This window comes from Streptomyces sp. NPDC090127 (assembly GCF_044746945.1).
In the GTDB taxonomy this organism is placed as follows: Bacteria; Actinomycetota; Actinomycetes; order Streptomycetales; family Streptomycetaceae; genus Streptomyces.
Map to the genome: position 1 here is coordinate 94,987 of NZ_JBIVDE010000005.1, position 21,013 is coordinate 115,999.

At 71.1% G+C, this 21,013-nt stretch carries 22 protein-coding genes, 1 tRNA gene and 1 pseudogene; 19 read left to right on the forward strand and 5 right to left on the reverse strand.

The features are described from left to right. Positions 1–127: 127 nt before the first annotated feature. Positions 128–1,327: an NAD(P)/FAD-dependent oxidoreductase gene (locus tag ACIPPS_RS19295; RefSeq protein WP_401433342.1), complete on the reverse strand. Its 1,200-nt coding sequence runs from the start codon at positions 1,325–1,327 to the stop codon at positions 128–130. 226 nt (positions 1,328–1,553) lie between these two features. Between ACIPPS_RS19295 and ACIPPS_RS19300 the strand changes: the two genes are divergently transcribed. Next, complete coding sequence (locus tag ACIPPS_RS19300; RefSeq protein ID WP_401433344.1) at positions 1,554–2,183, forward strand: TetR/AcrR family transcriptional regulator; 630 nt, start codon at positions 1,554–1,556, stop codon at positions 2,181–2,183. 145 nt (positions 2,184–2,328) lie between these two features. On the opposite strand, the gene ACIPPS_RS19305 is transcribed toward ACIPPS_RS19300, so the two are convergent. After that, the gene (locus ACIPPS_RS19305) at positions 2,329–3,114 is read right to left on the reverse strand and encodes a TetR/AcrR family transcriptional regulator C-terminal domain-containing protein (RefSeq protein WP_401433346.1); all 786 of its coding nucleotides are present in this window, start codon (positions 3,112–3,114) and stop codon (positions 2,329–2,331) included. Positions 3,115–3,212: 98 nt separating this feature from the next. Here ACIPPS_RS19305 and ACIPPS_RS19310 point away from each other — a divergent pair, with 98 nt between their 5' ends. From ACIPPS_RS19310 to ACIPPS_RS19330, 5 genes are all read left to right on the forward strand, one after another. Continuing rightward, positions 3,213–5,483 carry an ATP-binding cassette domain-containing protein gene (locus ACIPPS_RS19310; protein WP_401433349.1) on the forward strand — a complete coding sequence of 757 codons (2,271 nt, stop codon included), beginning with the start codon at positions 3,213–3,215 and terminating at the stop codon, positions 5,481–5,483. A 313-nt stretch (positions 5,484–5,796) separates the two neighbouring features. Then, positions 5,797–6,375 carry an RBBP9/YdeN family alpha/beta hydrolase gene (locus tag ACIPPS_RS19315; RefSeq protein ID WP_401433351.1) on the forward strand — a complete coding sequence of 193 codons (579 nt, stop codon included), beginning with the start codon at positions 5,797–5,799 and terminating at the stop codon, positions 6,373–6,375. A gap of 10 nt (positions 6,376–6,385) precedes the next feature. Continuing rightward, the gene (gene pip, locus ACIPPS_RS19320) at positions 6,386–7,321 is read left to right on the forward strand and encodes a prolyl aminopeptidase (RefSeq protein WP_401433354.1); all 936 of its coding nucleotides are present in this window, start codon (positions 6,386–6,388) and stop codon (positions 7,319–7,321) included. Between the two features lie 159 nt (positions 7,322–7,480). Then, entirely contained in the window at positions 7,481–8,092 is a 612-nt protein-coding gene (locus ACIPPS_RS19325; RefSeq protein WP_401433357.1) for an HhH-GPD-type base excision DNA repair protein, read from the forward strand. Between the two features lie 321 nt (positions 8,093–8,413). Then, positions 8,414–9,976, forward strand: a complete 1,563-nt coding sequence (locus ACIPPS_RS19330) for a M28 family metallopeptidase (RefSeq protein WP_401433359.1) — start codon at positions 8,414–8,416, stop codon at positions 9,974–9,976. A 140-nt stretch (positions 9,977–10,116) separates the two neighbouring features. On the opposite strand, the gene ACIPPS_RS19335 is transcribed toward ACIPPS_RS19330, so the two are convergent. Beyond that, positions 10,117–11,694 carry a helicase HerA-like domain-containing protein gene (locus tag ACIPPS_RS19335; RefSeq protein WP_401433362.1) on the reverse strand — a complete coding sequence of 526 codons (1,578 nt, stop codon included), beginning with the start codon at positions 11,692–11,694 and terminating at the stop codon, positions 10,117–10,119. 97 nt (positions 11,695–11,791) lie between these two features. On the opposite strand from ACIPPS_RS19335, the gene ACIPPS_RS19340 reads away from it, so the two are divergent. Together ACIPPS_RS19340 and ACIPPS_RS19345 are read left to right on the forward strand one after the other, a co-directional pair. Continuing rightward, the gene (locus ACIPPS_RS19340) at positions 11,792–12,088 is read left to right on the forward strand and encodes a type II toxin-antitoxin system VapB family antitoxin (protein ID WP_009067182.1); all 297 of its coding nucleotides are present in this window, start codon (positions 11,792–11,794) and stop codon (positions 12,086–12,088) included. A gap of 245 nt (positions 12,089–12,333) precedes the next feature. Further along, a complete protein-coding gene (locus ACIPPS_RS19345) occupies positions 12,334–12,972 on the forward strand; it encodes a LytR C-terminal domain-containing protein (RefSeq protein WP_401433365.1) in 639 nt (212 codons plus the stop codon). Between the two features lie 18 nt (positions 12,973–12,990). On the opposite strand, the gene upp is transcribed toward ACIPPS_RS19345, so the two are convergent. Beyond that, positions 12,991–13,626 (reverse strand): uracil phosphoribosyltransferase, encoded by a 636-nt coding sequence (gene upp / locus ACIPPS_RS19350; protein WP_401433368.1) that lies wholly within the window; start codon positions 13,624–13,626, stop codon positions 12,991–12,993. Between the two features lie 83 nt (positions 13,627–13,709). Here upp and ACIPPS_RS19355 point away from each other — a divergent pair, with 83 nt between their 5' ends. From ACIPPS_RS19355 to ACIPPS_RS19395, 9 genes are all read left to right on the forward strand, one after another. Continuing rightward, positions 13,710–13,907 carry a hypothetical protein gene (locus ACIPPS_RS19355; RefSeq protein WP_401433370.1) on the forward strand — a complete coding sequence of 66 codons (198 nt, stop codon included), beginning with the start codon at positions 13,710–13,712 and terminating at the stop codon, positions 13,905–13,907. Positions 13,908–14,135: 228 nt separating this feature from the next. Then, a complete protein-coding gene (locus tag ACIPPS_RS19360) occupies positions 14,136–14,669 on the forward strand; it encodes a hypothetical protein (RefSeq protein WP_401433372.1) in 534 nt (177 codons plus the stop codon). A 155-nt stretch (positions 14,670–14,824) separates the two neighbouring features. Then, on the forward strand, positions 14,825–15,253 hold the full coding sequence (gene tadA / locus ACIPPS_RS19365) for a tRNA adenosine(34) deaminase TadA (protein ID WP_401434598.1): 429 nt from the start codon (positions 14,825–14,827) through the stop codon (positions 15,251–15,253). Between the two features lie 56 nt (positions 15,254–15,309). After that, positions 15,310–15,394, forward strand: a tRNA-Ser gene (locus ACIPPS_RS19370). 418 nt (positions 15,395–15,812) lie between these two features. Continuing rightward, positions 15,813–15,977 carry a hypothetical protein gene (locus tag ACIPPS_RS19375; protein WP_355110869.1) on the forward strand — a complete coding sequence of 55 codons (165 nt, stop codon included), beginning with the start codon at positions 15,813–15,815 and terminating at the stop codon, positions 15,975–15,977. A gap of 23 nt (positions 15,978–16,000) precedes the next feature. After that, entirely contained in the window at positions 16,001–16,294 is a 294-nt protein-coding gene (locus ACIPPS_RS19380; RefSeq protein ID WP_401433375.1) for a Dabb family protein, read from the forward strand. A 210-nt stretch (positions 16,295–16,504) separates the two neighbouring features. After that, positions 16,505–17,536: an RNA polymerase sigma factor SigF gene (locus ACIPPS_RS19385; protein ID WP_401434601.1), complete on the forward strand. Its 1,032-nt coding sequence runs from the start codon at positions 16,505–16,507 to the stop codon at positions 17,534–17,536. 235 nt (positions 17,537–17,771) lie between these two features. Next, entirely contained in the window at positions 17,772–18,704 is a 933-nt protein-coding gene (locus tag ACIPPS_RS19390) for an RNA polymerase sigma factor SigF (protein WP_401433378.1), read from the forward strand. A 565-nt stretch (positions 18,705–19,269) separates the two neighbouring features. After that, the gene (locus ACIPPS_RS19395) at positions 19,270–19,506 is read left to right on the forward strand and encodes a hypothetical protein (protein ID WP_401433381.1); all 237 of its coding nucleotides are present in this window, start codon (positions 19,270–19,272) and stop codon (positions 19,504–19,506) included. Here ACIPPS_RS19395 and ACIPPS_RS19400 read toward each other — a convergent pair. Then, positions 19,487–19,876: a hypothetical protein gene (locus ACIPPS_RS19400; RefSeq protein WP_401433383.1), complete on the reverse strand. Its 390-nt coding sequence runs from the start codon at positions 19,874–19,876 to the stop codon at positions 19,487–19,489. The genes ACIPPS_RS19395 and ACIPPS_RS19400 overlap by 20 nt on opposite strands. Before the next feature lie 118 nt (positions 19,877–19,994). On the opposite strand from ACIPPS_RS19400, the gene ACIPPS_RS19405 reads away from it, so the two are divergent. Continuing rightward, complete coding sequence (locus tag ACIPPS_RS19405; protein ID WP_401433386.1) at positions 19,995–20,936, forward strand: Scr1 family TA system antitoxin-like transcriptional regulator; 942 nt, start codon at positions 19,995–19,997, stop codon at positions 20,934–20,936. After that, positions 20,905–21,009: pseudogene (locus ACIPPS_RS19410) on the forward strand (DUF397 domain-containing protein); the annotation flags it as partial. The gene ACIPPS_RS19405 and the pseudogene ACIPPS_RS19410, both read left to right, overlap by 32 nt. Positions 21,010–21,013: the final 4 nt, after the last annotated feature.

Consider the following 21,013-nt stretch of genomic DNA (forward strand, 5'->3'; position numbering starts at 1 on the left):
GTCATGCCCCGGCTCCTCGTCCGGGCCCCCGGCCCCATCGGCCGGAGGCGTTCACACGTGCGTCCACAGCTCGGTCCCTTCTTGCCGGTCGGCGACCGACGATCAACTTTGTCGCGCAGGGCCCAAGTTAAGCCGCCTGCTCGGCGACCGCAGGGACTTCCGCGCGCTCGGTCGCCAGCAGCCGCTCCCGGTCGGCGTCCTTGCCCCACCACTGGCGCGCGCCGGGCTTGCGGGCCTCGTAGCCCAGCTGCCACGGGATGCCCTTGCAGATGAGCTCCTTGATCAGCGCGCCCGCGCGCCCGCCGACGTAGGTCTTCTTCGCCGTGTCGTTCTTCTCGGTGAGCTGGAAGACACCCGCGCTCCGGCCGAGGCTGAGGCACTGCGCGACGAACCCGACCTCGGCCGCCGCGGGCTGCTCGCCCGCGATCCGGCTCAGGACCGTCCGGGCCGCCTGCGGGCCGAGCTGGACCGCGGCCTGGCAGCTCATCCGGTACGGAAGGCCCGACGGCGCCGCCGCGTCACCCGCCGCCACGACCCGCTCGTCGTCCACGCTGGTGAGCGACTCGTCCGTGAGCAGCCGGCCCAGGGAGTCGGTGCTCAGACCGCTGCGCGCCGCCAGGTCCGGCACGGTGAACCCGGCCGTCCACACGGTCACCGCGCTCGCCACCTCGCGCCCGTCCGCCAGCAGCACGGCGTCCCGGGTCACCTCCGCGACCCTCGCGCCCGGGCCCTCGACGACCGTCACCCCGAGCTTGGCCAGCCGCTTGGCGACCGCGCGCCGCCCCTTCGGGTGCAGGGTCGGGGCGAGGACGTCGCCGCAGACCAGGGTCACCTTCCGGCCCACCTCCGCCAGTTCGGCGGCGGTCTCGATCCCGGTCGCCCCGCCACCCACGACCGTCAGCGCGGCCGACACGGGCGCGGCCTCGACCGCGTCCCGCAGGCGCTGCGCCTCCTCCCAGCCGCCGATCGGGTAGGCGAACTCCGCCGCTCCCGGCACCCGCGACTCGGCGCTCGCGCTGCCCACCGCGTAGACGAGGTAGTCGTACGCGACGGTGTCACCGGACGCCAGGGCCAGGCTCCGCCCGGCCACATCGATCTCCGCCACGGTGTCCACCACCAGCCGCACCCCCGCGGCCAGCACCTTGCCGTACTCCACGACCCCGTCGTGCGAGCCGCCCACGAACTGGTGCAGCCGGATCCGGTCGACGAACGACGCCCGCGGGTTGACCAGCGTCACCGCCACGCCCTCGCGCAGCGTCAGGCGGTTGGCCGCCATGACTCCGGCGTACCCGCCACCGATGACGACCACCGCGGTGTTCCCGGTCATGATGTCTCCCTCGTCCGTCGCTTCGGTGAGCTTCGAAGCCTCGACGCCCCGGGGCTTCCTTCGCCCCAAAGCCTTGTTCGCCCTCTAGACACCGCGGGGCCCCCGGTTGTGACATACGTGAGCCAGATCACGTGACGCCGCGCACCGCCTCGGTAACCGGATAGCGCTCCGTTATGCTCGTGAGCAGGACGGACCGAGGGGGGCCGGCACGAAAGGGCAGGCGGAGATGGACAGCGCGAAGGACCCCGGGTCGGCCGACCTCACCCTGCTGCCCACCGCCGGGCGCGTCGTGCCCGAGCGCGCCGACGCCGCGCGCAACCGGCGGAAGATCCTCGACGCCGCCGCCCGGATCGTCGCCGAGGCCGGGCCCGCGGGCGTCACCATGAACCAGGTCGCCCACGCCAGCGGCATCGGCGTCGGCACGGTCTACCGCCGCTTCGGCGACGTCTCCCAGCTCCTGTGGGCGCTCCTCGACGACCGGGAAGTGCAGTTCCAGGAGGCGTACATGGGCGGCCCGCCGCCCCTCGGCCCCGGCGCCCCCGCCGACGAGCGGCTGCACGCCTTCCTCGACGCGCTCGTGGACCGGGTCATCGAACAGCGCGAGCTCCTGCTCGCCGCCCAGGCCGCCGCCCCCAGCGCGACGTACGCCAGCGGCGCGTACCTGGCCATGCACACGCACGTCACCATGCTGCTCGGCCGGCTCCGGCCGGCCGGGACCGACAGCGCGCTGCTCGCCCATCTCCTCCTCGCGCCGTTCACCCCCAGCCTGGTGAACCACCTCACCACCGAGCGGGACTTCGACGCCGACGCCCTCAAGGCAGGGGTCGACGCGCTGCTCAACCTCGGCAACCCGTAGGGCCGGACGGCACGGACGGCACGGACGGCACGGACGGCACTGAAGGACCGGAGAGCCCGGAAGGACCGGAGAGCCCGTAAGGGCCGTAAGGACCCGGAAGGGCCGTAAGGGCCGTCCGTCCCTGAGTGTGGCGCCGGACAAGCCCCTAGATGTCCGCGCCCGGGCGAGCCAGTGCCGCCAGGCCGTCCAGGACGCGCGCCAGGCCGAACCCGTAGGCGTACTCCGGGCTGTACATCCCCTGGTACGCCACCGCCGCCGCCTCCCCGACCCGGGCCGCCAGCGGGTATCGGGCCGCGTCGAACATCCGGTCCAGCAGCGGCGCGTGCGCGTCCCACCACTCGTGGTCCGACATCGCGCTCTCCCGGTCCACGGCCCGCGCGTCCAGTTCCGTACGGGCCGCGGACTGCACGAACCCCAGGACGTGCGCCAGGGCCGAGTCCATGGCCACGTCGTCCAGGCCCATGGACTCGAAGGCGCCCAGCTCGTACTCGTACTTCGCCATCACCCCCGGCCCGAGCGGCGGCCGGTGGATCCGCAGCTCCGCGAGCCACGGGTGGCCGAGGTACAGCGCCCGGTTGGCGTCGGCCACCGCCGTCACCCGCTCCCGCCACGACGCGCCGGGCGCGAACGGCACCCGCTCCATCCGCAGCAGGACGGAGTCCAGCATCAGGTCGAGCAGCTCGGCCTTCCCGGGGACGTAGGTGTAGAGCGTCATCGGGGTGACCCCGAGGCGCTGCGCCACCGCGCGCATGGTCAGCGCGTCCAGGCCGCCCGCGTCCGCGAGGGCCACGGCCGCCTCCACCACCGCGTCCACGGTCAGCCCCTGGCGCGGGCCGCGACGGTTCTCGCCGACGCGCCCCGCCGCGTCCCGCCACAGCAGCTCCAGCGTCCGCGCCGGATCCCCCGCCCCGCTGCTCCGCTCCTTCGTCATGGCACCCATTCTCGCAGGTCAGGATCGTTTCTCATTACTTTGTACGCTGTATAGAGTAACGTGTCCTGGGTACGGGACCACTATCGGAGGGCGCACCCATGACCACCCCCGCCGCAGCGGACAACCACCACGTCATCCAGGTCCGCGGGGCCCGCGAGAACAACCTGCGGAACGTCGACGTCGACCTCCCCAAGCGCCGCCTCACCGTCTTCACCGGCGTCTCCGGCTCGGGCAAGTCCTCGCTCGTCTTCGGCACCATCGCCGCCGAGTCGCAGCGCCTGATCAACGAGACGTACAGCGCCTTCCTCCAGTCCTTCATGCCGGCGCTCGGCCGCCCCGACGTCGACGGACTGCACAACCTCAGCGCCGCGATCGTCGTCGACCAGGAGCGGATGGGCGCCAACTCCCGTTCCACCGTGGGCACGGCGACCGACGCGTACACGATGCTCCGCATCGTCTTCAGCCGCCTCGGCACCCCGCACGTCGGCACCTCCGGCGCCTTCAGCTTCAACCTGCCCGAGGGCATGTGCCCGCGTTGCGAGGGCGTCGGCCAGATCTCCGACATCGACGTGGACGAGCTCGTCGACCGCACGAAGTCCCTCAACGAGGGCGCCATCACCGTGCCGGGCTACGCCGTCGACTCCTGGATGTGGCAGGTCATGGCCGGCTCCGGGTTCTACGACCCCGACAAGAAGCTCGCAGACTTCACCGAGCAGGAGTGGGAGGACTTCCTCCACAAGCCGTCCTGCAAGGTGAAGGTCGGCAGCAACAACTTCACCTACGAGGGCCTCGTGGTGAAGCTCCAGCGGACCGTCCTGGTCAAGGACCGGGACGCCATGCAGGCCCACATCCGCGCCTTCGTCGACCGGGCCGTCGTCTTCCGTACCTGCCCCGAGTGCGCGGGCACCCGCCTCACCCAGGCCGCGCTGTCCTCCCGTATCGACGGGGTCAACATCGCCGAGTGCTCCGCCATGCAAATCAGCGATCTCGCCGACTTCCTCCGGCGGATCGACGACCCTTCCGTCGCCCCGCTCCTCGCCGGCCTGCGCGAACTGCTCGACTCCCTCGTCGAGATCGGCCTCGGCTACCTGAGCCTGGACCGCGCCTCCGGAACCCTCTCCGGTGGCGAGGCGCAGCGCGTGAAGATGGTGCGCCACCTCGGCTCCTCTCTCACCGACGTCACGTACGTCTTCGACGAGCCGACCATCGGCCTGCACCCGCACGACATCCGCCGCATGAACGATTTGCTGCTGCGGCTGCGCGACAAGGGCAACACCGTGCTCGTCGTGGAGCACAAGCCGGAGGTCATCGAGATCGCCGACCACGTCGTCGACCTCGGCCCGCGCGCCGGTACGAACGGCGGCGAGATCTGCTACTCCGGTGACGTGCCGGGCCTGCGCGCCTCGGGGACGCTGACCGGCGAGCACCTCTCCCACCGCGCGAAGCTCCGCGCCGACGTACGGCCCCGGACGGGCGCGCTCTCCATCACCGGGGCGACGCAGCACAACCTCCGCAACGTGAGCGTCGAGATCCCGACCGGCGTCCTGACCGTCGTCACGGGCGTGGCCGGCTCCGGCAAGTCGTCCCTCATCCACGGCAACCTGCCGGACCGCGAGGGGGTCGTCGTCGCCGACCAGTCCCCGATCCGCGGCTCCCGGCGCTCGAACCCGGCGACGTACACGGGTCTGCTGAACCCGATCCGGACCGCCTTCGCCAAGGCCAACGGCGTCAAGGCGGCGCTCTTCAGCGCCAATTCGGAGGGCGCCTGCCCGAAGTGCAACGGCCTGGGGCTCGTCTACACCGACCTGGCGATGATGGCGGGCGTCGCGTCGGTCTGCGAGGAGTGCGAGGGGAAGCGGTTCACCGCCGAGGTGCTCTCCTACACGCTCGACGGCAAGAACATCCACGAGGTCCTGTCGATGTCGATCGAGGAGGCGTACGACTTCTTCACGGCGAAGGGCCAGGCGCGGACGATCCTCGGCCGGCTGAAGGACGTCGGGCTCGGCTACCTCCGGCTCGGCCAGCCGCTCAACACCCTCTCCGGCGGTGAGCGCCAGCGCCTGAAGCTGGCGATCCACATGGCGGAGAAGGGCGCGGTCTACGTCCTGGACGAGCCGACGACCGGCCTCCACCTGGCCGACGTGGACCAGCTCCTCGCCCTTCTGGACCGCCTGGTCGAGGCGGGCAACACGGTCGTCGTCATCGAGCACCACCAGGCCGTGATGGCCCACGCCGACTGGCTGATCGACCTCGGCCCGGGCGCGGGCCACGACGGCGGCCGGATCGTCTTCGAGGGGACACCGTCCGACCTGGTCGAGAAGGGCGAGACGCTGACGGCACGGCATCTGCGGGAGTACGTGGGGGCGTGAGCCGGGGGCGGGGGCGCCGGAACCCCGAGGAACGCCCGGGGCCGGAAACCCGGGGGCGCCAAGACCCCTAGGGAACGGCCGGGCGGAACCCCGGGGGCCCGGGACCCCGAGGAACGCCCGGGGCCGGAAACCCGGGGGCGCCGAGACCCCTAGGGAACGGCCGGGCGGAACCCCGGGGGCCCGGGACCCCGAGGACCGCCCGGCGCCGAGACCCCGAGGCGGAAGCTCGCCGTAGCGGCCCCCGCCGCCCACAGCCGTCCATCCTCTGGAAACGTCTGGACCTGCACCTCCTCCGCCCCGCACCATCACCCCCATGGCGACCTTTCTCCTTCTCCACGGCTTCCAGAACCACCGACCGCCCGGCCACTGGCACCACTGGCTGGCCGGGCAGCTCGCCGAGCGCGGGCACGAGGTGCGCTACCCGCAGCTCCCCACGCCGGACGCCCCCGTGGTGGAGGAGTGGCTGGACGCCCTACGGGAGAACCTGCACCGGCCCGCCGGCGGCGGCGAGTTCGTCGTCGTCGCGCACAGCCTGTCCGTACTCCTCTGGCTGCGGGCCGCGGCGCTCGACCCGGAGGGGCTCGACGTCGACCGGGTTCTCCTCGTCGCCCCGCCGTCGCCCGCCGTGACGGCCTCGATCCCGGAGATCGCCGCGTTCGCGGAGGGGCTCGACCTCGCAGCCGTACGGCTCAAGGCGCCGGCCCGGCTCGTGTACGCCGCCGGGGACGCGTACTGCCCCGAGGGCGCCGACGTCCCGTACGGGATCCCGCTCGGGCTCGACATGGACGTCGTCCCGGGAGGCGGGCACCTGACTCCGGACTCGGGGTACGGGGAGTGGCCCGCGGTGCTCGGGTGGTGCGAGGACCCGGCGACGCGGCTCGGCCCCCGGTAGGGTCGACCGGATGTTCCCGGAGATCGAAGCGTACGAAGAGGGTCTGCTCGACGTGGGCGACGGCAACCGCGTCCATTACTCGGTCGCCGGGAACCCGCAGGGGAAGCCCGCCCTGTACGTGCACGGCGGGCCGGGCTCGGGGGCCCGGCCGAGCGCCCGACGCGTCTTCGACCCGGAGAAGTACCGGATCGTCCTCTTCGACCAGCGCGGCTGCGGCCGTTCGCTGCCGCACGCGAGTGACCCGGCCGCCGACATGGCCGTGAACACCACCGCACACCTGGTCGCGGACATGGAGCGGCTGCGCGAGCACCTCGGCGTGGACCGGTGGCTGCTCCACGGCGGTTCCTGGGGCTCCACGCTGATCCTTGCGTACGCCGAGGCCTTCCCTGAGCGCGTCTGCGAGATCGTGATCGCGGCGGTGACGACGACCCGCCGCTCCGAGACGGCCTGGCTGTACGAGGGTGTCGGCGCGTTCTTCCCCGAGGCGCACGAGCGGTTCCGCGCCGGGGCGGACGGGGCGGCCGACCTGGTGCGGGCGTACGCCCGCCGGATGGAACATCCGGACCGTTCCGTACGGGAGAAGGCGGCGGCGGACTGGTGCGCCTGGGAGGACGCGGTGCTGTCCCTGGAGGGCATGGGCACCCCGTACACCGACCGGGTCGACAACACCCGACTCGCCTTCGTCCGGATCTGCGCCCACTACTTCGCCCACGGCGCCTGGCTGGCGGAGGGCGCCCTGATCCGCGACGCCCACCGGCTCGCCGGCATTCCGGGCGTCCTGATCCACGGCCGCCGCGACATGGGCGGCCCGCTGACGACCGCCTGGGAACTGGCCCACGCCTGGCCGGACGCGGAGCTCCACGTGATCGAACGCGCCGGCCACCTCGGCGACGAGGAGACCCGCGCCCTGGTCCTGACCTCTCTCGCCCGCTTCGCGGACTCGTAGCGGATCCCCGCGGCCGTAGCGGATCCCCGTGACCCGTAACGGATCCCCGTGACCGTGAGGATCCCCGTGACAGCGAGGATCCCCGTGACCGTGAGGATCCCGTGACCGTAACGGGTGACCGGCCGTGCGGGGCGTGGTGGTGGACGGGATCATCGGACCATGACGACCAAGATCCACCTCGCCCAGCAGCCCGAGGCCGACGAACTGCTCGGCCGTTCCCCGCTCGCCGCGCTCGTCGGGATGCTGCTCGACCAGCAGGTGCCCATGGAGTGGGCGTTCTCCGGGCCCTACACGATCGCGCAGCGGCTCGGGGCGGACGATCTCGACGCGGGGCAGATCGCCGCGTACGACCCGGAGGCCTTCGGGGCGCTGCTCTCGGACAAGCCGGCCGTGCACCGCTACCCGGGGTCGATGGCCAAGCGGATCCAGCAGCTGTGCCAGTTCCTCGTCGACGAGTACGGCGGTGACGCCGAGGCCGTCTGGGCGGACGCGGGGAGCGGCAAGGAGCTGCTCGCCCGGCTGAAGGCGCTGCCCGGTTTCGGGGCGCAGAAGGCGCAGATCTTCCTGGCTCTCCTCGGCAAGCAGTACGGCGTACGGCCCGAGGGCTGGCGGGAGGCGGCGGGCGCGTACGGCGAGCAGGGCTCGTACCGTTCGGCCGCCGACATCACCGGACCGGAGTCGCTGGTGAAGGTGCGGGCCTTCAAGCAGGAGGCCAAGCGCGCGGCCAAGGAGGCGAAGGCCGGCAAGGAGACGAAGGCCGGCGAGGAGTAGGGGGTGGCGGACCGGGAGATGGCGGACCGGGAGACGGCGGACCGGGAGATCGAAGGCCGGGGGATGGCGGGCCGCGAGATCGAAGGCCGGGAGATGGCGGACCGGGAGATCGAAGGCCGGGAGATGGCGGCCCGGGAGATCGAGGGCTGTCGAGGAGCCGCAGGGCGCCAAAGCCGCGAACGGCCGCAAAACCTTCGGGAATTGATCGTTCCGGATGTCAATCCTGCTAAATCCGACATGAATTGTGCCGAAGCTGTTCACAGGAGGCAGCAGAGATCGCTAACTTCCCCTTCAACCTTGTTCGCACCGGGAAGGACCTCTGTGAACGCATCCTCTCGCAGAGCCGCGGCCACCCTGGCCGCAGCCGCACTCGCCACCCCGCTCCTGCTGGCAGCCGCCTCTCCCGCCACCGCCAAGCCGGACCCCGCGGCGAAGCCCGCGCGTGACGCCGCGCAGCTGGCGAAGAAACTGGTTCGCGAGACGTCCGCACAGGGCGCCTACCAGCACCTGCAGAAGTTCCAGGACATAGCCGACTCGGCCGGCGGTCACCGCGCGGCCGGCTCGCTCGGGCACGACGCCTCGGCGGCGTACGTGTACCAGCAGCTGAAGAAGGCCGGCTACAACGTCTCGTACCAGCAGTTCAGCTTCATCTACACGCAGACGCTGGCCGAGAAGGCTTCCGTGCTCTCCCCGGCCCCCCGCGACCTCGCCATCGCCGCCATGACGTACACGAAGTCGACGCCGGTCGGCGGCATCAAGGCCGACCTCGTCGCCGCGCCGGTCGACGCGGACGGCACGCACGGCTGTGAGCCGGGCGACTTCGCGGCGGGCGCCTTCACCGGCAAGATCGCGCTGATCCAGCGCGGCGCCTGCGCCTTCGCCGTGAAGCAGCAGAACGCCGCCGCGGCCGGCGCTGCGGGCGCGATCATCTACAACAACACCGAGGGGACGCTCTCCGGCACCCTCGGCGACCAGGCCTCCGCCAAGATCCCGACCGGCGGCATCACCCAGGCCGAGGGCCAGAAGCTGGCCGCGGACCTGGCCAAGGGCCCGGTCAAGCTCTCCTTCGAGATCCGTCAGCTCCAGGAGAACCGCTCCACCAACAACGTCATCGCCGAGACCAAGGGCGGCAACGCGGCCAACACCGTGATGCTCGGCTCGCACCTCGACTCGGTGACGGCGGGCCCCGGCATCAACGACAACGGCTCCGGCTCCGCCGGCCTCCTGCAGGCCGCCCTGGAGCTCGCCAAGTCGAAGGAGAAGGTCCGCAACAAGGTCCGCTTCGCCTGGTGGTCGGCCGAGGAGAACGGGCTGCTCGGCTCCGAGCACTACGTGGCGAACATGAGCGAGCTCGACAAGAAGGAAGTCAAGCTCTACCTCAACTTCGACATGATCGCGTCGCCGAACTACGGGCTGTTCGTCTACGACGGCGACGACTCCGACAACGTCGGCGCCGGCGCGGGCCCGGCGGGCTCCGCCCAACTGGAGCGGGACATCACCGACTTCATGGACAAGCGCGGCCTCCCGCACGAGGGCACCGACTTCACGGGGCGCTCGGACTACGGCCCGTTCATCGAGATCGGCATCCCCTCGGGCGGCACGTTCACCGGCGCCGAGGGCATCAAGACGGCCGCGCAGGCGGCGAAGTTCGGCGGTACGGCCGGAGTCGCGTACGACGTGAACTACCACGCGGCCGGTGACGACCTGTCGAACATCAACATGAAGGCCTTCGACGCCAACATCGACGTCATCGCCAACGCCGTGGGCACCTACGCCCACGACATCAGCTCCCTCAAGCGCCCGGTCACCACCGTCCCCACGGAGGGCGACGCCGGCAGCGGCGGCGGCCTCCACGACGGCCACGACCACGAGGTGACGGAGTAGCCACGCCGCTCCCCGATCCTTAGATCCCGGGATCCCCGGATCCCCGGATCCTCCGAAGGCCCGGATCCCCCGATCCCCCGAAGGCCCGCCCCGCCGACTCCGGCGGGGCGGGCCTTCGGCGTACGATCCCCGCGGCGGCCCTACCGCTTCCGCCGCGACGTCCCGAAGATCGACCGCGAGATCTCCCGCCCCAGCTGCGTACCGACCGACCGGGCAAGCGAGGTGAAGATCCCGCTCCCCACCACCTGCTCCGCGAGCGACCGGTCCTCCTTCGAGGCCTTCTTCGGCGCCGTCTTCGGGGCCGTGCGCGCCGCCTTCGCCGCTTCCGCCTCCTCCGCCGCACGGAGCGCCGCCGCCTCGGCCGCCTGCTGCTCCGCCGTCAGCTTCTCGTACGCCGACTCCCGGTCCACCGCCTCCGCGTACCGTCCCCACAGCGGCGACCCCTTCACCGCCGCCTCCAGCGCGCCCGCCTCGACCGGCCCCATCAGGGACTCCGGCGCCCGCAGCCGGGTCGCGGCCACCGGCGTCGGCGCGCCCGTCTCGCTCAGTACGGTGACCACCGCCTCGCCCGTCCCCAGCCCCGTCAGGACCTCCTCCAGGTCGTACGCCGAGTTCGGGAACGTCCGTACCGTCGCCTTCAGCGCCTTCGCGTCGTCCGGGGTGAACGCCCGCAGCGCGTGCTGCACCCGGTTGCCCAGCTGCGCGAGCACGTCCCCCGGCACGTCCTTCGGCGTCTGGGTGACGAAGAAGATCCCCACGCCCTTCGACCGGATCAGCCGCACGGTCTGCGTGATCGACTCCAGGAACGCCTTCGAGGCCCCGCTGAACAGCAGATGCGCCTCGTCGAAGAAGAACACCAGCTTCGGCTTCTCCAGGTCCCCGACCTCCGGCAGGTCCCCGAACAGATCCGCCAGCATCCACATCAGGAACGTCGAGAAGAGCTGCGGCTTGTCCTGCACCGCCGGCAGCTCCAGTACGGAGACCATGCCGCGCCCGTCCGCCGCCGTCCGCAGGAACTCGCTCGTGTCGAACTCCGGCTCCCCGAAGAAGCCGCCCGCGCCCGCCTGCTCGAACGCGGTGATCGCCCGCAGGATCACCCCGGCCGTCACCGTCGAGAGCCCGCCGATCCCCTTCAGCTCCGGCTTCCCCACGTCCGACACGAGAAAGGCCACCACCGCCCGCAGGTCCTTCAGGTCCACCAGCTCCAGACCCTTCTGGTCCGCGTAGTGGAAGATCAGCCCGAGCGACTGCTCCTGCGTCTGGTTGAGCCGGAGCACCTTGGAGAGCAGGAGGGGCCCGAAGCTGGTCACCGTGGCCCGTACGGGAATCCCCGGACCGACGCCGCCGAGCCCGTAGAACTCGCACGGGAAGCCGGTCGCCTCCCACTCCTGCCCCACCTGCCCCGCCCGCTCCCGGACCTTCGCGGAGTCGGCGCCCGGCGCCGCAATCCCCGAGACGTCCCCCTTGATGTCGGCGAGGAAGACCGGCACCCCGCTCGCGGACAGCTGCTCGGCGATGAGCTGGAGCGTCTTCGTCTTGCCCGTTCCGGTCGCCCCCGCGACCAGACCGTGCCGGTTGAGCATCGGCAGAGGGATCCGGATGCGCGCGTCCGGGTGACATTCCCCGTCCCACAGCAGGGCGCCCAGTTCCAGCGCGGGCCCGGAGAAGGCGTACCCCGCCGCGATCTCGCCGGTCGGAGACTGCTCGCTCACGCTCATGACAGGACCCCTAGTCCGGAATCGTGACGGTTTGCCCCAGCATCCCATCGGCTCCGCGTGGCTGCGCCGGCAGCCGCTGGCCCGGTAGGCTTTCCGTGTGATCTTCAAGCGCATCGGAAACGGCCGGCCGTATCCCGACCACGGCCGGGAAAGCACCCGGCAGTGGGCGGACGTCGCCCCGCGCCCGGTCCGCCTCGACCAGCTGGTGACCACCAAGGGCCAGCTGGATCTGGAGACTCTGCTCGCCGAGGACTCGACCTTCTACGGCGACCTCTTCGCGCACGTCGTGAAGTGGCGGGGCGACCTCTACCTCGAGGACGGACTGCACCGCGCCGTGCGCGCGGCGCTCCAGCAGCGTCAGGTGCTGCACGCCCGCGTCCTGGAGATGGACTGACCCGTCGCGCGGACGGATCACCCCGTCGCGCGGACGGACCGCCCCGTCCTGGAGATGGACTGCCCGTCCTCGACGTGGACCGACGTGGACCGACGTGGACCGACCCGTCCTGGACGGGGACCGACGCCCGCCCGGCCACCCCGCACGCCGCCCACTGACCCTTTCGGGGGCTCTTCCCGCCCATCCGGACGCGATCACATGATCATCCAGTAGGCATCCTTGGGCAGCGGCATTACGCTGCGTCCATGAGCATGCTCACTCCCCCCGGAATGGGCGGAAAGTACCGCATCACGGGGGACACGTACCCGCGCATGCGCCGCCCCCGCCGTCGCAGGATCGTTCTGGCGGCCGGAGCCGCCGTGGTTCTGCTCGGCGCCGCCGGGTGGGGCACGTACCAACTGGTCGACGTCTTCTCCGGCGGCAGCGGCGACGACACCCGGACCACCGCCGGTCGGGGCGCCGACTGCAAGCCGGCCCCCAAGGCCACAGCCACCCCCGCCGCCACCGCCACCCTGCCCAAACCCGGACAGATCACGGTGAACGTCTACAACGCGACCCCGCGCAGCGGCCTCGCGAAGACCACCGCCGACGAGCTCAAGAAGCGCGGCTTCGTCATCGGCAAGATCGGCAACGCCCCCGCCGCGTACGACAAGAAGGTCCCCGGCGCCGGGATGCTGCTCGGCGCCACGGGGGCGGCGAAGGGCGCCTTCCCGGTCCTCGGGACGCAGTTGAAGGGCGCCACCACGAAGACGGACACCCGCGGCACGGCGGACGTGGACCTGATCATCGGTACGGCGTTCAAGGCCCTGGACCCGAAAGCAACGGCGGACGCGGCCCTGGTGGCTCTGAACAAGCCCAAGCCCGCGCCCGCCGCGAAGTGCTGACGATCCTCTGAGGCTCGGCTACTCGGCCGAGCCGTACATCCGGTCGCCCGCGTCCCCGAGGCCCGGCACGATGTAGCCGTGCTCGTTGAGGCGCTCGTCGACCGACGCCGTCACGACGGTCACCGGCGTGCCCGCCAGCTCGCGCTCCATGATCTCGACGCCCTCCGGGGCGGCGAGCAGCACGACGGCCGTGACATCGTCGGCGCCGCGCCTGATCAGCTCACGGATCGCCGCGACGAGCGTGCCGCCGGTCGCCAGCATCGGGTCGAGGACGTACACCTGGCGGCCCGAGAGGTCCTCCGGCATCCGCGTCGCGTAGGTCGACGCCTCCAGCGTCTCCTCGTTGCGGATCATGCCGAGGAAACCGACCTCGGCCGTCGGGAGCAGCCGGACCATGCCGTCGAGCATGCCGAGACCGGCACGGAGGATCGGGACCACGAGCGGCCGCGGATACGACAGCTTCACGCCGGTCGTCGGCGTGACGGGGGTCTCGATGTCGACCTGCTCGGTGCGCACGTCCCTGGTGGCCTCGTAGGCGAGCAGGGTGACCAGCTCGTCGGCGAGCCGGCGGAAGGTCGGGGAGTCCGTGCGCTTGTCGCGCAGCGTGGTGAGCTTGTGGGCGACCAGCGGGTGATCGACGACGTGGAGACGCATGGACCCACAGTAGCCCGCACTGGCATCAACCCATGCCGTGGAGGGAAGGTGGGGGCAAGGACCCAGTCGTGGGGTGGTGACCCATGCCCGATCCGGAAGACCCGGCGAACATACGGGACGGCCCGAGGCCGCCCGAGACGGACGCGGAGCGCCGCAGGCGCCGCGCCCAGTTCCTGCGTGAGCTGCACGAGGCGAAGGCGCTGCGCGACCGCGTGCAGCCCCGGCGCGCGCGGGCGGCCCGGATGCGTCAGCAGATGCGGATGCGGACCTTCCGCTGGTGACGGCGGCGGCGCCCGACACCACGCGCGCGCCGCCCGCGCGCCGGTGCCGCGCGCCGGGTGAGTGCGCCGGGGTCGTACGCCCACCGTCGGCGTGTCGATCAGACTGATGCACGACGCAAGAGCCGAAGACCTCTCCTGAAGCCGCTGTTTCTGCCACGATGCCGATTGGGCGGGGCATCAGGAGCGCGCCGCCGGATCGTCACACCTCTGATCAGTGGGAGAGTCACGGTGTACTTCGCCGCACTGCTCGCGCGCACCGAAGACGGGTGGGAAGCGAGCGACACAGAGCTCGACGATGTGGAGACCCTGTCGGATCTGATCGACCTGGCCCGCGAGGCCTCGGTCGACGACGACACGGTGATCGTCTTCATCGAACAGGAGGACGCCTGGTTCGGCGTGCTCCGGGTCGAAGGCGAGGACGACCCTCGCATCTACGTGTCGGACGGGGCGGCCGCCGCCCGCTCCTCGTACGGGGAGATCCTCACCAAGGAGATCCTCGGGGACGACCTGGACGAGGCCGACACCCTGGAAGACCTGAACCTCGACGGCACCGAGGACGGCGAGCCGCTCGACCGGGAGGACGACGAGGAGGAGGAGACCGGTGCGTCCGCCGACTCCGTCCCCGCCGCGCCCGTCGGCGACCGGGTGATCCTCGCGGACCTCGGCATGTCCGAGAGCCAGCTGCAGGCACTCGACAGCGACGCGCTGGCGGAGATCGCGGACGCGCTGGGCGCCGCGGAGGTTCTGGAGACCGTTCGCTAGTGACCGACGCAGTACCCGATCCCGTACCCGACTCCGTATCCGTACCTGATCCCGTACCCGTACCCGATCCCGTGCCCGTACCTGATCCCGTGCCCGTATCCGACCCCGACCCCGACTCCGACCCCGATCCCGTACGGGATCCCTGGCGGGAGTCCATGCGGCTCGCGCTCGCGGAGGCCGACCGGGCCGCGCTGGCCGGTGACGTACCGGTCGGCGCGGTCGTGCTGTCCCCGGACGGCGCGGTGCTCGCCGTCGGCCACAACGAGCGCGAGGCGACCGGCGACCCGACCGCCCACGCCGAGGTCCTGGCCCTGCGCCGGGCCGCGGCCGCGGTCGGGGAGTGGCGGCTGACCGGCTGCACGCTCGTGGTGACCCTGGAGCCCTGCGTGATGTGCGCCGGTGCACTCGTGCAGTCCAGGGTCGAGCGGGTGGTCTTCGGCGCGCTCGACGAGAAGGCGGGCGCTGTCGGCTCCCTCTGGGACCTCGTCCGGGACCGCCGGCTGAACCACCGTCCCGAGGTGATCCAGGGCGTCCTCGGCGAGGCCTGCTCGGCGCAGCTCACGGCCTTCTTCCGAACGCGCTGACCTGCGGCGGGACAAGGATTTCATCGCGAGGGCCTCTTTGGGCTAAGCTCTCTCTCGGTAGCGTGTCCGAGCGGCCGAAGGAGCTCGCCTCGAAAGCGAGTGTGGCGCAAGTCACCGAGGGTTCAAATCCCTCCGCTACCGCTTCGATCGAAGGGCCCGGTGCATCGCACCGGGCCCTTCGGCGTATCCGGAGGAACGACAGAAGGCCCCGGCCGTGCCAGTGCGCACGGCCGGGGCCTTCCTTCGTTGGACGGGGGGAGCGGCATCGGGGGGACAAGCCGCTCCCCCCGATGAGAACCGGTCCTGCAAGTCCGCGCCGCGGTCAGGGGGGAAGCTCGCGGCGCGGACCCCGCAGTGAGGGCCGGTTCCTCGGCCCGTCGGATTCCTGCCAGATCCTCCGGGCTCGACATCCATCCTGCTCTGCCGTCACCCTTCCGGGGTGCGGCAAAAGGCCCCGATCTCCGGGCCCTTGGTCCATAAAGACCCGGTGAAGTGGCTGAAGTGGCTCGGTTAGACTCACGCGTCCACGCAGGGGTGCAGACAGGGGAGGGCGCGGCAGATGGCGCAAGCGAAGAAGGTCGCGCTGTACGCGGTGGTGGTCTTTGTGCTGTACACGATCATCAATTCCCCGGACAGGGCCGCCGATCTCGTCCAGGTAGGGTTCGAGGGCATATCGTCCGCCGCACAGGGCGTCGGCGAGTTCATGACCGAACTCGTCAACTAGAACCACCGACGAGGAGTCCTGCTGTGATCCGCCATCTGGTCCTGTTCAAGCTCAACGACGGCATCGCGAAGGACGACCCGCGTGCCCTGGCCGCCGCCGAGGCGTTCGACGGGCTGGAGAAGGAGATCCCGGAGCTGGCGTTCTGGGAGTGCGGCTGGAACGTCAGCGAGCGCCCGATCGCGTACGACTTCGCCATCAACTCGGCCGTCGCGGACAGCGATGCGCTGAAGGTCTACCTGGAGCACCCCGCCCACCAGGCGGGCGTCGCCCTGTGGCGTGAGATCGCCACGTGGGTGATCGCGGACTACCCGTACTAGGGACGTACCGGAGGCGCATCCCCGCGCGCCCCGATCCACTTTCCGAAAGGCCCCCCGCCGTCATGGCGGGGGGCCTTTCGGGTGTGGGTGGCCGGCGCGACGCCGTCAACACGTGGTTATGCGGTGCTTGCACACAGTGGACATGTCTTGTGATGCTATGACCGCTTTTGACGGATGAGTTGACCGTAGTTGACCAGCAAAAGGGGTGGCGTGAACGTGCCGGCCAGTACAGCGCCTCAAGTCCCGCCCCAGAACGAGGCCGGCGGGCAGGAATCCGCGCGCGCACGGCCACAGAACGAGCCGCGGCGGAACGAGCAGGCCCGGGGCCCACAGCCGCAGAGCCCGCAGGGGCAGAGCCCACAGCCGCCGAACCAAGAGCCCCAGCAGTCACAGCAGGCCCAGCAGTCACAGCAGGCCCAGCAGCCCACGCGGCACCAGCCCCAGCCCCACCGGCCGCAGTCCACCCGACCGCCGTCCACCCGGGGCGCCGACACCCGCGCGCTGACGCAGGTGCTCTTCGGGCAGCTCAAGGAGCTTGAGCCGGGCACCCCCGAACACGACCGCGTGCGCGGCGCGCTGATCGAGGCGAACCTCCCGCTCGTGCGGTACGCGGCGGCCCGCTTCCGCTCCCGTAACGAGCCGATGGAGGACGTCGTCCAGGTCGGCACCATCGGGCTCATCAACGCCATCGACCGCTTCGACCCGGACCGGGGCGTCCAGTTCCCTACCTTCGCGATGCCCACGGTCGTCGGCGAGATCAAGCGGTACTTCCGCGACAACGTCCGCACCGTGCACGTGCCGCGCCGGCTCCACGAGCTGTGGGTCCAGGTCAACGGCGCCACCGAGGACCTCACCACCGCCCACGGGCGCTCCCCGACCACCGCCGAGATCGCCGAACGCCTGAAGATCGGCGAGGACGAGGTCCTGGCCTGCATCGAGGCCGGCCGCTCGTACCACGCGACCTCCCTGGAGGCCGCTCAGGAGGGCGACGGACTACCCGGACTGCTCGACCGGCTCGGCTACGAGGACCCGGCCCTCGCCGGTGTCGAACACCGCGATCTCGTACGGCATCTGCTCGTCCAGCTGCCCGAGCGCGAGCAGCGCATCCTGATGCTCCGCTACTACAGCAACCTGACCCAGTCCCAGATCAGCCAGGAACTCGGCGTCTCGCAGATGCATGTGTCAAGGCTCCTCGCCCGGAGCTTCGCCCGTTTGAGATCCGCAAATCGGATCGAGGCGTAGCTGAAACGGGTAGACCGGTTCGGAGTAGTTCTCCGGCGGCCCAAAAGCCGTACACCCCTTGTTTCCTGCGGATATTCACCCCTGCCATGTCGACAAGTCACTACAGCGTGTTGCCGACATGTGACATTCTGCTGGAACCGCGTTTGCCGCAGCCCCGCCTCCGGTATTCAGGTGGAGGCTGCGTTCCTCCGATGGTCGTGGCCGCCGCGACCGTCCGCGACCTCAAGGGGGTGGCATGTCCGCAGAACAGGGCAGCTCGAAGGTGCTCACGCTCACGCCCGCGGCGACGCCGGTACCGATGACGCTCTCCGACTCGGTGCCCGTGTCGATGCCCGTCCAGCCGTCGGCCGAGATCGTCGAGGCCCCCGCGCCGGTCGTCGTCTCGCCGGAAGCCATCGACACCCGCACGCTCTCCCGCTCCCTCTTCCTCCGACTGCGCGCCCTGGACGACCAGGGCGTCGCCGCGGACAGCCCCGACCGCACGTACGTCCGTGACACCCTCATCGAGCTCAACCTGCCGCTCGTGCGGTACGCGGCGGCCCGCTTCCGCTCCCGGAACGAGCCGATGGAGGACATCGTCCAGGTCGGCACCATCGGCCTGATCAAGGCGATCGACCGCTTCGACTGCGAACGCGGCGTGGAGTTCCCGACGTTCGCGATGCCGACGGTCGTCGGCGAGATCAAGCGCTTCTTCCGCGACACCTCATGGTCGGTGCGCGTCCCGCGCCGTCTCCAGGAGCTGCGTCTGGCGCTCACGAAGGCCAGCGACGAACTCGCCCAGAAGCTCGACCGCTCGCCGACCGTCCCCGAACTCGCGGCCGTGCTCGGGGTGTCGGAGGAGGACGTCGTCGACGGCCTCGCGGTCGGCAACGCGTACACCGCCTCCTCGCTCGACTCGCCCTCCCCGGAGGACGACGGCGGCGAGGGCTCCCTCGCGGACCGCCTCGGCTACGAGGACACGGCTCTGGAGGGCGTCGAGTACCGCGAGTCGCTCAAGCCCCTGCTGGCCAAACTCCCGCCCCGGGAGCGGCAGATCATCATGCTGCGGTTCTTCGCCAACATGACCCAGTCGCAGATCGGCGAGGAGGTCGGCATCTCGCAGATGCACGTCTCGCGCCTGCTGACCCGCACGCTGGCGCAGCTGCGCCAGGGCCTGATCGCGGACTGAGGCCCCGCCCCAGGCAAAGTTCGCCACCGACATTCACAACTGACGTGTCGTCAGGAAGACTTGCCCCATGCGGCGACAGAGGTCACTTCTGACAGTGGTCGCGCTCTGCCTCGGCGGAGCGCTGACCGCGTGCGGCAGCGGCGACGACGGGGAGGGCTACGCGGCGGTCGGCGCGGGCTCCTCCCCGAGGGGCGCGATACCTCCGACGGGATCGGTCACCCTGGTCCCCCTGGACACCCCCGGCCCCTCCGCGAGCGGCACGACATCGAGCACCTCCTCCCCGTCCCCGAGCCCACCGGGCACGACACCGTCGCCGACCGATACGGGTACGGCACGGACGGGCGGCCCCTCACGCACGACACCAGGAACCACGCCGACCACGCCCCCCTCCCGCCCCGGCGGCACCACCCCACCCCCCACGGCGACCGCGCCCGCCCCGGGCACGACAACACCAGCCCCGCCCGCACGCCCCACCACTGCAACCCCTCCGGCCGCCCCCGCCACGCTGACGCTCTCGGCGCCGGTCCTCACGGACGCGGAGACCCGCTGGTGCGAACGGGTCACGGTGACGTTCCGCAACACCGGTGGCACGGCGGCCACTTCGGGCACGGTCACCTTCGCCACGCACATCATCGGCGCGCTGGGCGTCGACTGGGCGACGATCGAGTCCGCCCAGCCCCTCCCGGCGCCGATCCCCGCGGGGGCGACCACGTCCCGTACGTACACGGTCTGCGTGGAGTCCTGGCGGGTCCCGCTCGGCATGCGCGTCGACACCCAGAAGGTCACGGCGACGTGGAAGTGACCGACGGATGACGCTCGGCCCGGTGCCAGCGCAGCAGCACGTTGGCATCGGTCTCGGCACTCCAGTCGAACCGCCCCCGCGCCGCCGCCCGCCCGGCGGCCAGCTCCGCACACTCCCCGCACCCCGGCACGGGCGCGGGCGGCCTCCGCGTCTCGTACTCCGCCCCCGCCCACCGATTGGCCGCCCCGACCTCGGCGCTCAGCCGCTCGGCGGGCGTGGCGGGCCGTACGAGCGCCGGATCCGCCTGCCACTCCCGCCCGCCACCGACGGGCCGCAACATGGCGTACGGCCCCGCCTCGCCCCGGTACTCCCCGACTCTGCGCGCCTCGGGGTCGTAGACGAACCCGCCGCACTCCCTGTGCCCTGCCATTCCTCAGCTCCTCACCCGATCGGGCGACTACTCTGCGTGCTCCCAGCGTTGCTCAATGGGAGATACGCCCACAACGCCCGACGCGTGCCAAGGGCCCACTGTCACAAGGGGGTACGGAGTGAGCCGACGCAACGCCACCGGGAGCACGGCCGCCACGACGGCCGGAGTCTTCGGCGAACTGCTCCGCCACTACCGCGAGGCCGCCGACCTGACCCAGGAGGCCCTGGCCCGCCAGATCCCGTGCGACCGCTCGCACATCGCGCGCGTGGAGGCGGGCACGAGGGTCCCGCAGGACACGTTCGCGAAGACGTGCGACACGTTGCTGGGGACGGGAGGGGTGCTGTTCCGGCTGTGGTCGAAGATCGACTGGTACCCGGAGGTCCAGCACCCGGACTGGTTCGAGCGCCGGGCGGAGATGGACGCGGAGGTCGTGGTGCTGCGGGAGTACCAGATGCACGTCGTGCCAGGTCTGCTCCAGACACCGGAGTACGCCCACGCCCTGTTCGCCCGCGCCACGAGCGGCGCGGAACTGGAAGAGCGGGTCCGCGCCCGCTTGAGCCGCCAGCAGCGTTTCCTGCTGCCGGACGGTCCCCTTTACTCGGTCGTACTCGACGAGAGTTGCTTCCGTACCGTCCTCGGGGACTCCGCCGTCATGCGCGGGCAGTACGCCCACCTGCTCAAAGTGGGCAAGCTGCCCAATGTCTTCGTACAGATCGCGCCTTCCGGCGATGCTGACCTGCACCGCCCCAACACGTCGATGTCGCTGATCAGGCTGCCCGATGGGCACGAATGGGTCTACTCGGAATCGCTCGACAGCGGCCACTTCAGCGACGATCCGTCCATCTTGTTACGGCACGCCCAGACCTATGATGGGTTAAGGGCAGACGCACTGTCGGCTCGCGAATCCGCCGCTCTGATAAGCGACTTGATCGAAGGGTACGGGCATGGAGAGGCACGACCTGGGCGCGGCGACATGGATCAAGAGCAGCTACAGCGGCGACAACGGAGGCAACTGCCTCGAAGTCGCCCCCGGGTTCCCCGACCTCGTCCCCGTACGTGACAGCAAGGCGCCCGCAGGGCCCACCCTCGTCTTCGAGCGGCGGGCCTGGAACACGTTCGTGCACTCCCTCTGACCGA

Coding starts and splice junctions, on each gene's coding strand:
- ACIPPS_RS19325 (WP_401433357.1), top strand. CDS start 7,481: ATGACGACCAAGATCCACCTCGCCCAGCAGCCCGAGGCCGACGAACTG.
- ACIPPS_RS19400 (WP_401433383.1), bottom strand. CDS start 19,876: ATGGCAGGGCACAGGGAGTGCGGCGGGTTCGTCTACGACCCCGAGGCG.
- ACIPPS_RS19345 (WP_401433365.1), top strand. CDS start 12,334: ATGAGCATGCTCACTCCCCCCGGAATGGGCGGAAAGTACCGCATCACG.
- ACIPPS_RS19335 (WP_401433362.1), bottom strand. CDS start 11,694: ATGAGCGTGAGCGAGCAGTCTCCGACCGGCGAGATCGCGGCGGGGTAC.
- pip (WP_401433354.1), top strand. CDS start 6,386: ATGTTCCCGGAGATCGAAGCGTACGAAGAGGGTCTGCTCGACGTGGGC.
- ACIPPS_RS19390 (WP_401433378.1), top strand. CDS start 17,772: ATGTCCGCAGAACAGGGCAGCTCGAAGGTGCTCACGCTCACGCCCGCG.
- tadA (WP_401434598.1), top strand. CDS start 14,825: ATGCGGCTCGCGCTCGCGGAGGCCGACCGGGCCGCGCTGGCCGGTGAC.
- ACIPPS_RS19295 (WP_401433342.1), bottom strand. CDS start 1,327: ATGACCGGGAACACCGCGGTGGTCGTCATCGGTGGCGGGTACGCCGGA.
- ACIPPS_RS19375 (WP_355110869.1), top strand. CDS start 15,813: ATGGCGCAAGCGAAGAAGGTCGCGCTGTACGCGGTGGTGGTCTTTGTG.
- ACIPPS_RS19300 (WP_401433344.1), top strand. CDS start 1,554: ATGGACAGCGCGAAGGACCCCGGGTCGGCCGACCTCACCCTGCTGCCC.
- ACIPPS_RS19310 (WP_401433349.1), top strand. CDS start 3,213: ATGACCACCCCCGCCGCAGCGGACAACCACCACGTCATCCAGGTCCGC.
- ACIPPS_RS19305 (WP_401433346.1), bottom strand. CDS start 3,114: ATGACGAAGGAGCGGAGCAGCGGGGCGGGGGATCCGGCGCGGACGCTG.
- ACIPPS_RS19315 (WP_401433351.1), top strand. CDS start 5,797: ATGGCGACCTTTCTCCTTCTCCACGGCTTCCAGAACCACCGACCGCCC.
- ACIPPS_RS19355 (WP_401433370.1), top strand. CDS start 13,710: ATGCCCGATCCGGAAGACCCGGCGAACATACGGGACGGCCCGAGGCCG.
- upp (WP_401433368.1), bottom strand. CDS start 13,626: ATGCGTCTCCACGTCGTCGATCACCCGCTGGTCGCCCACAAGCTCACC.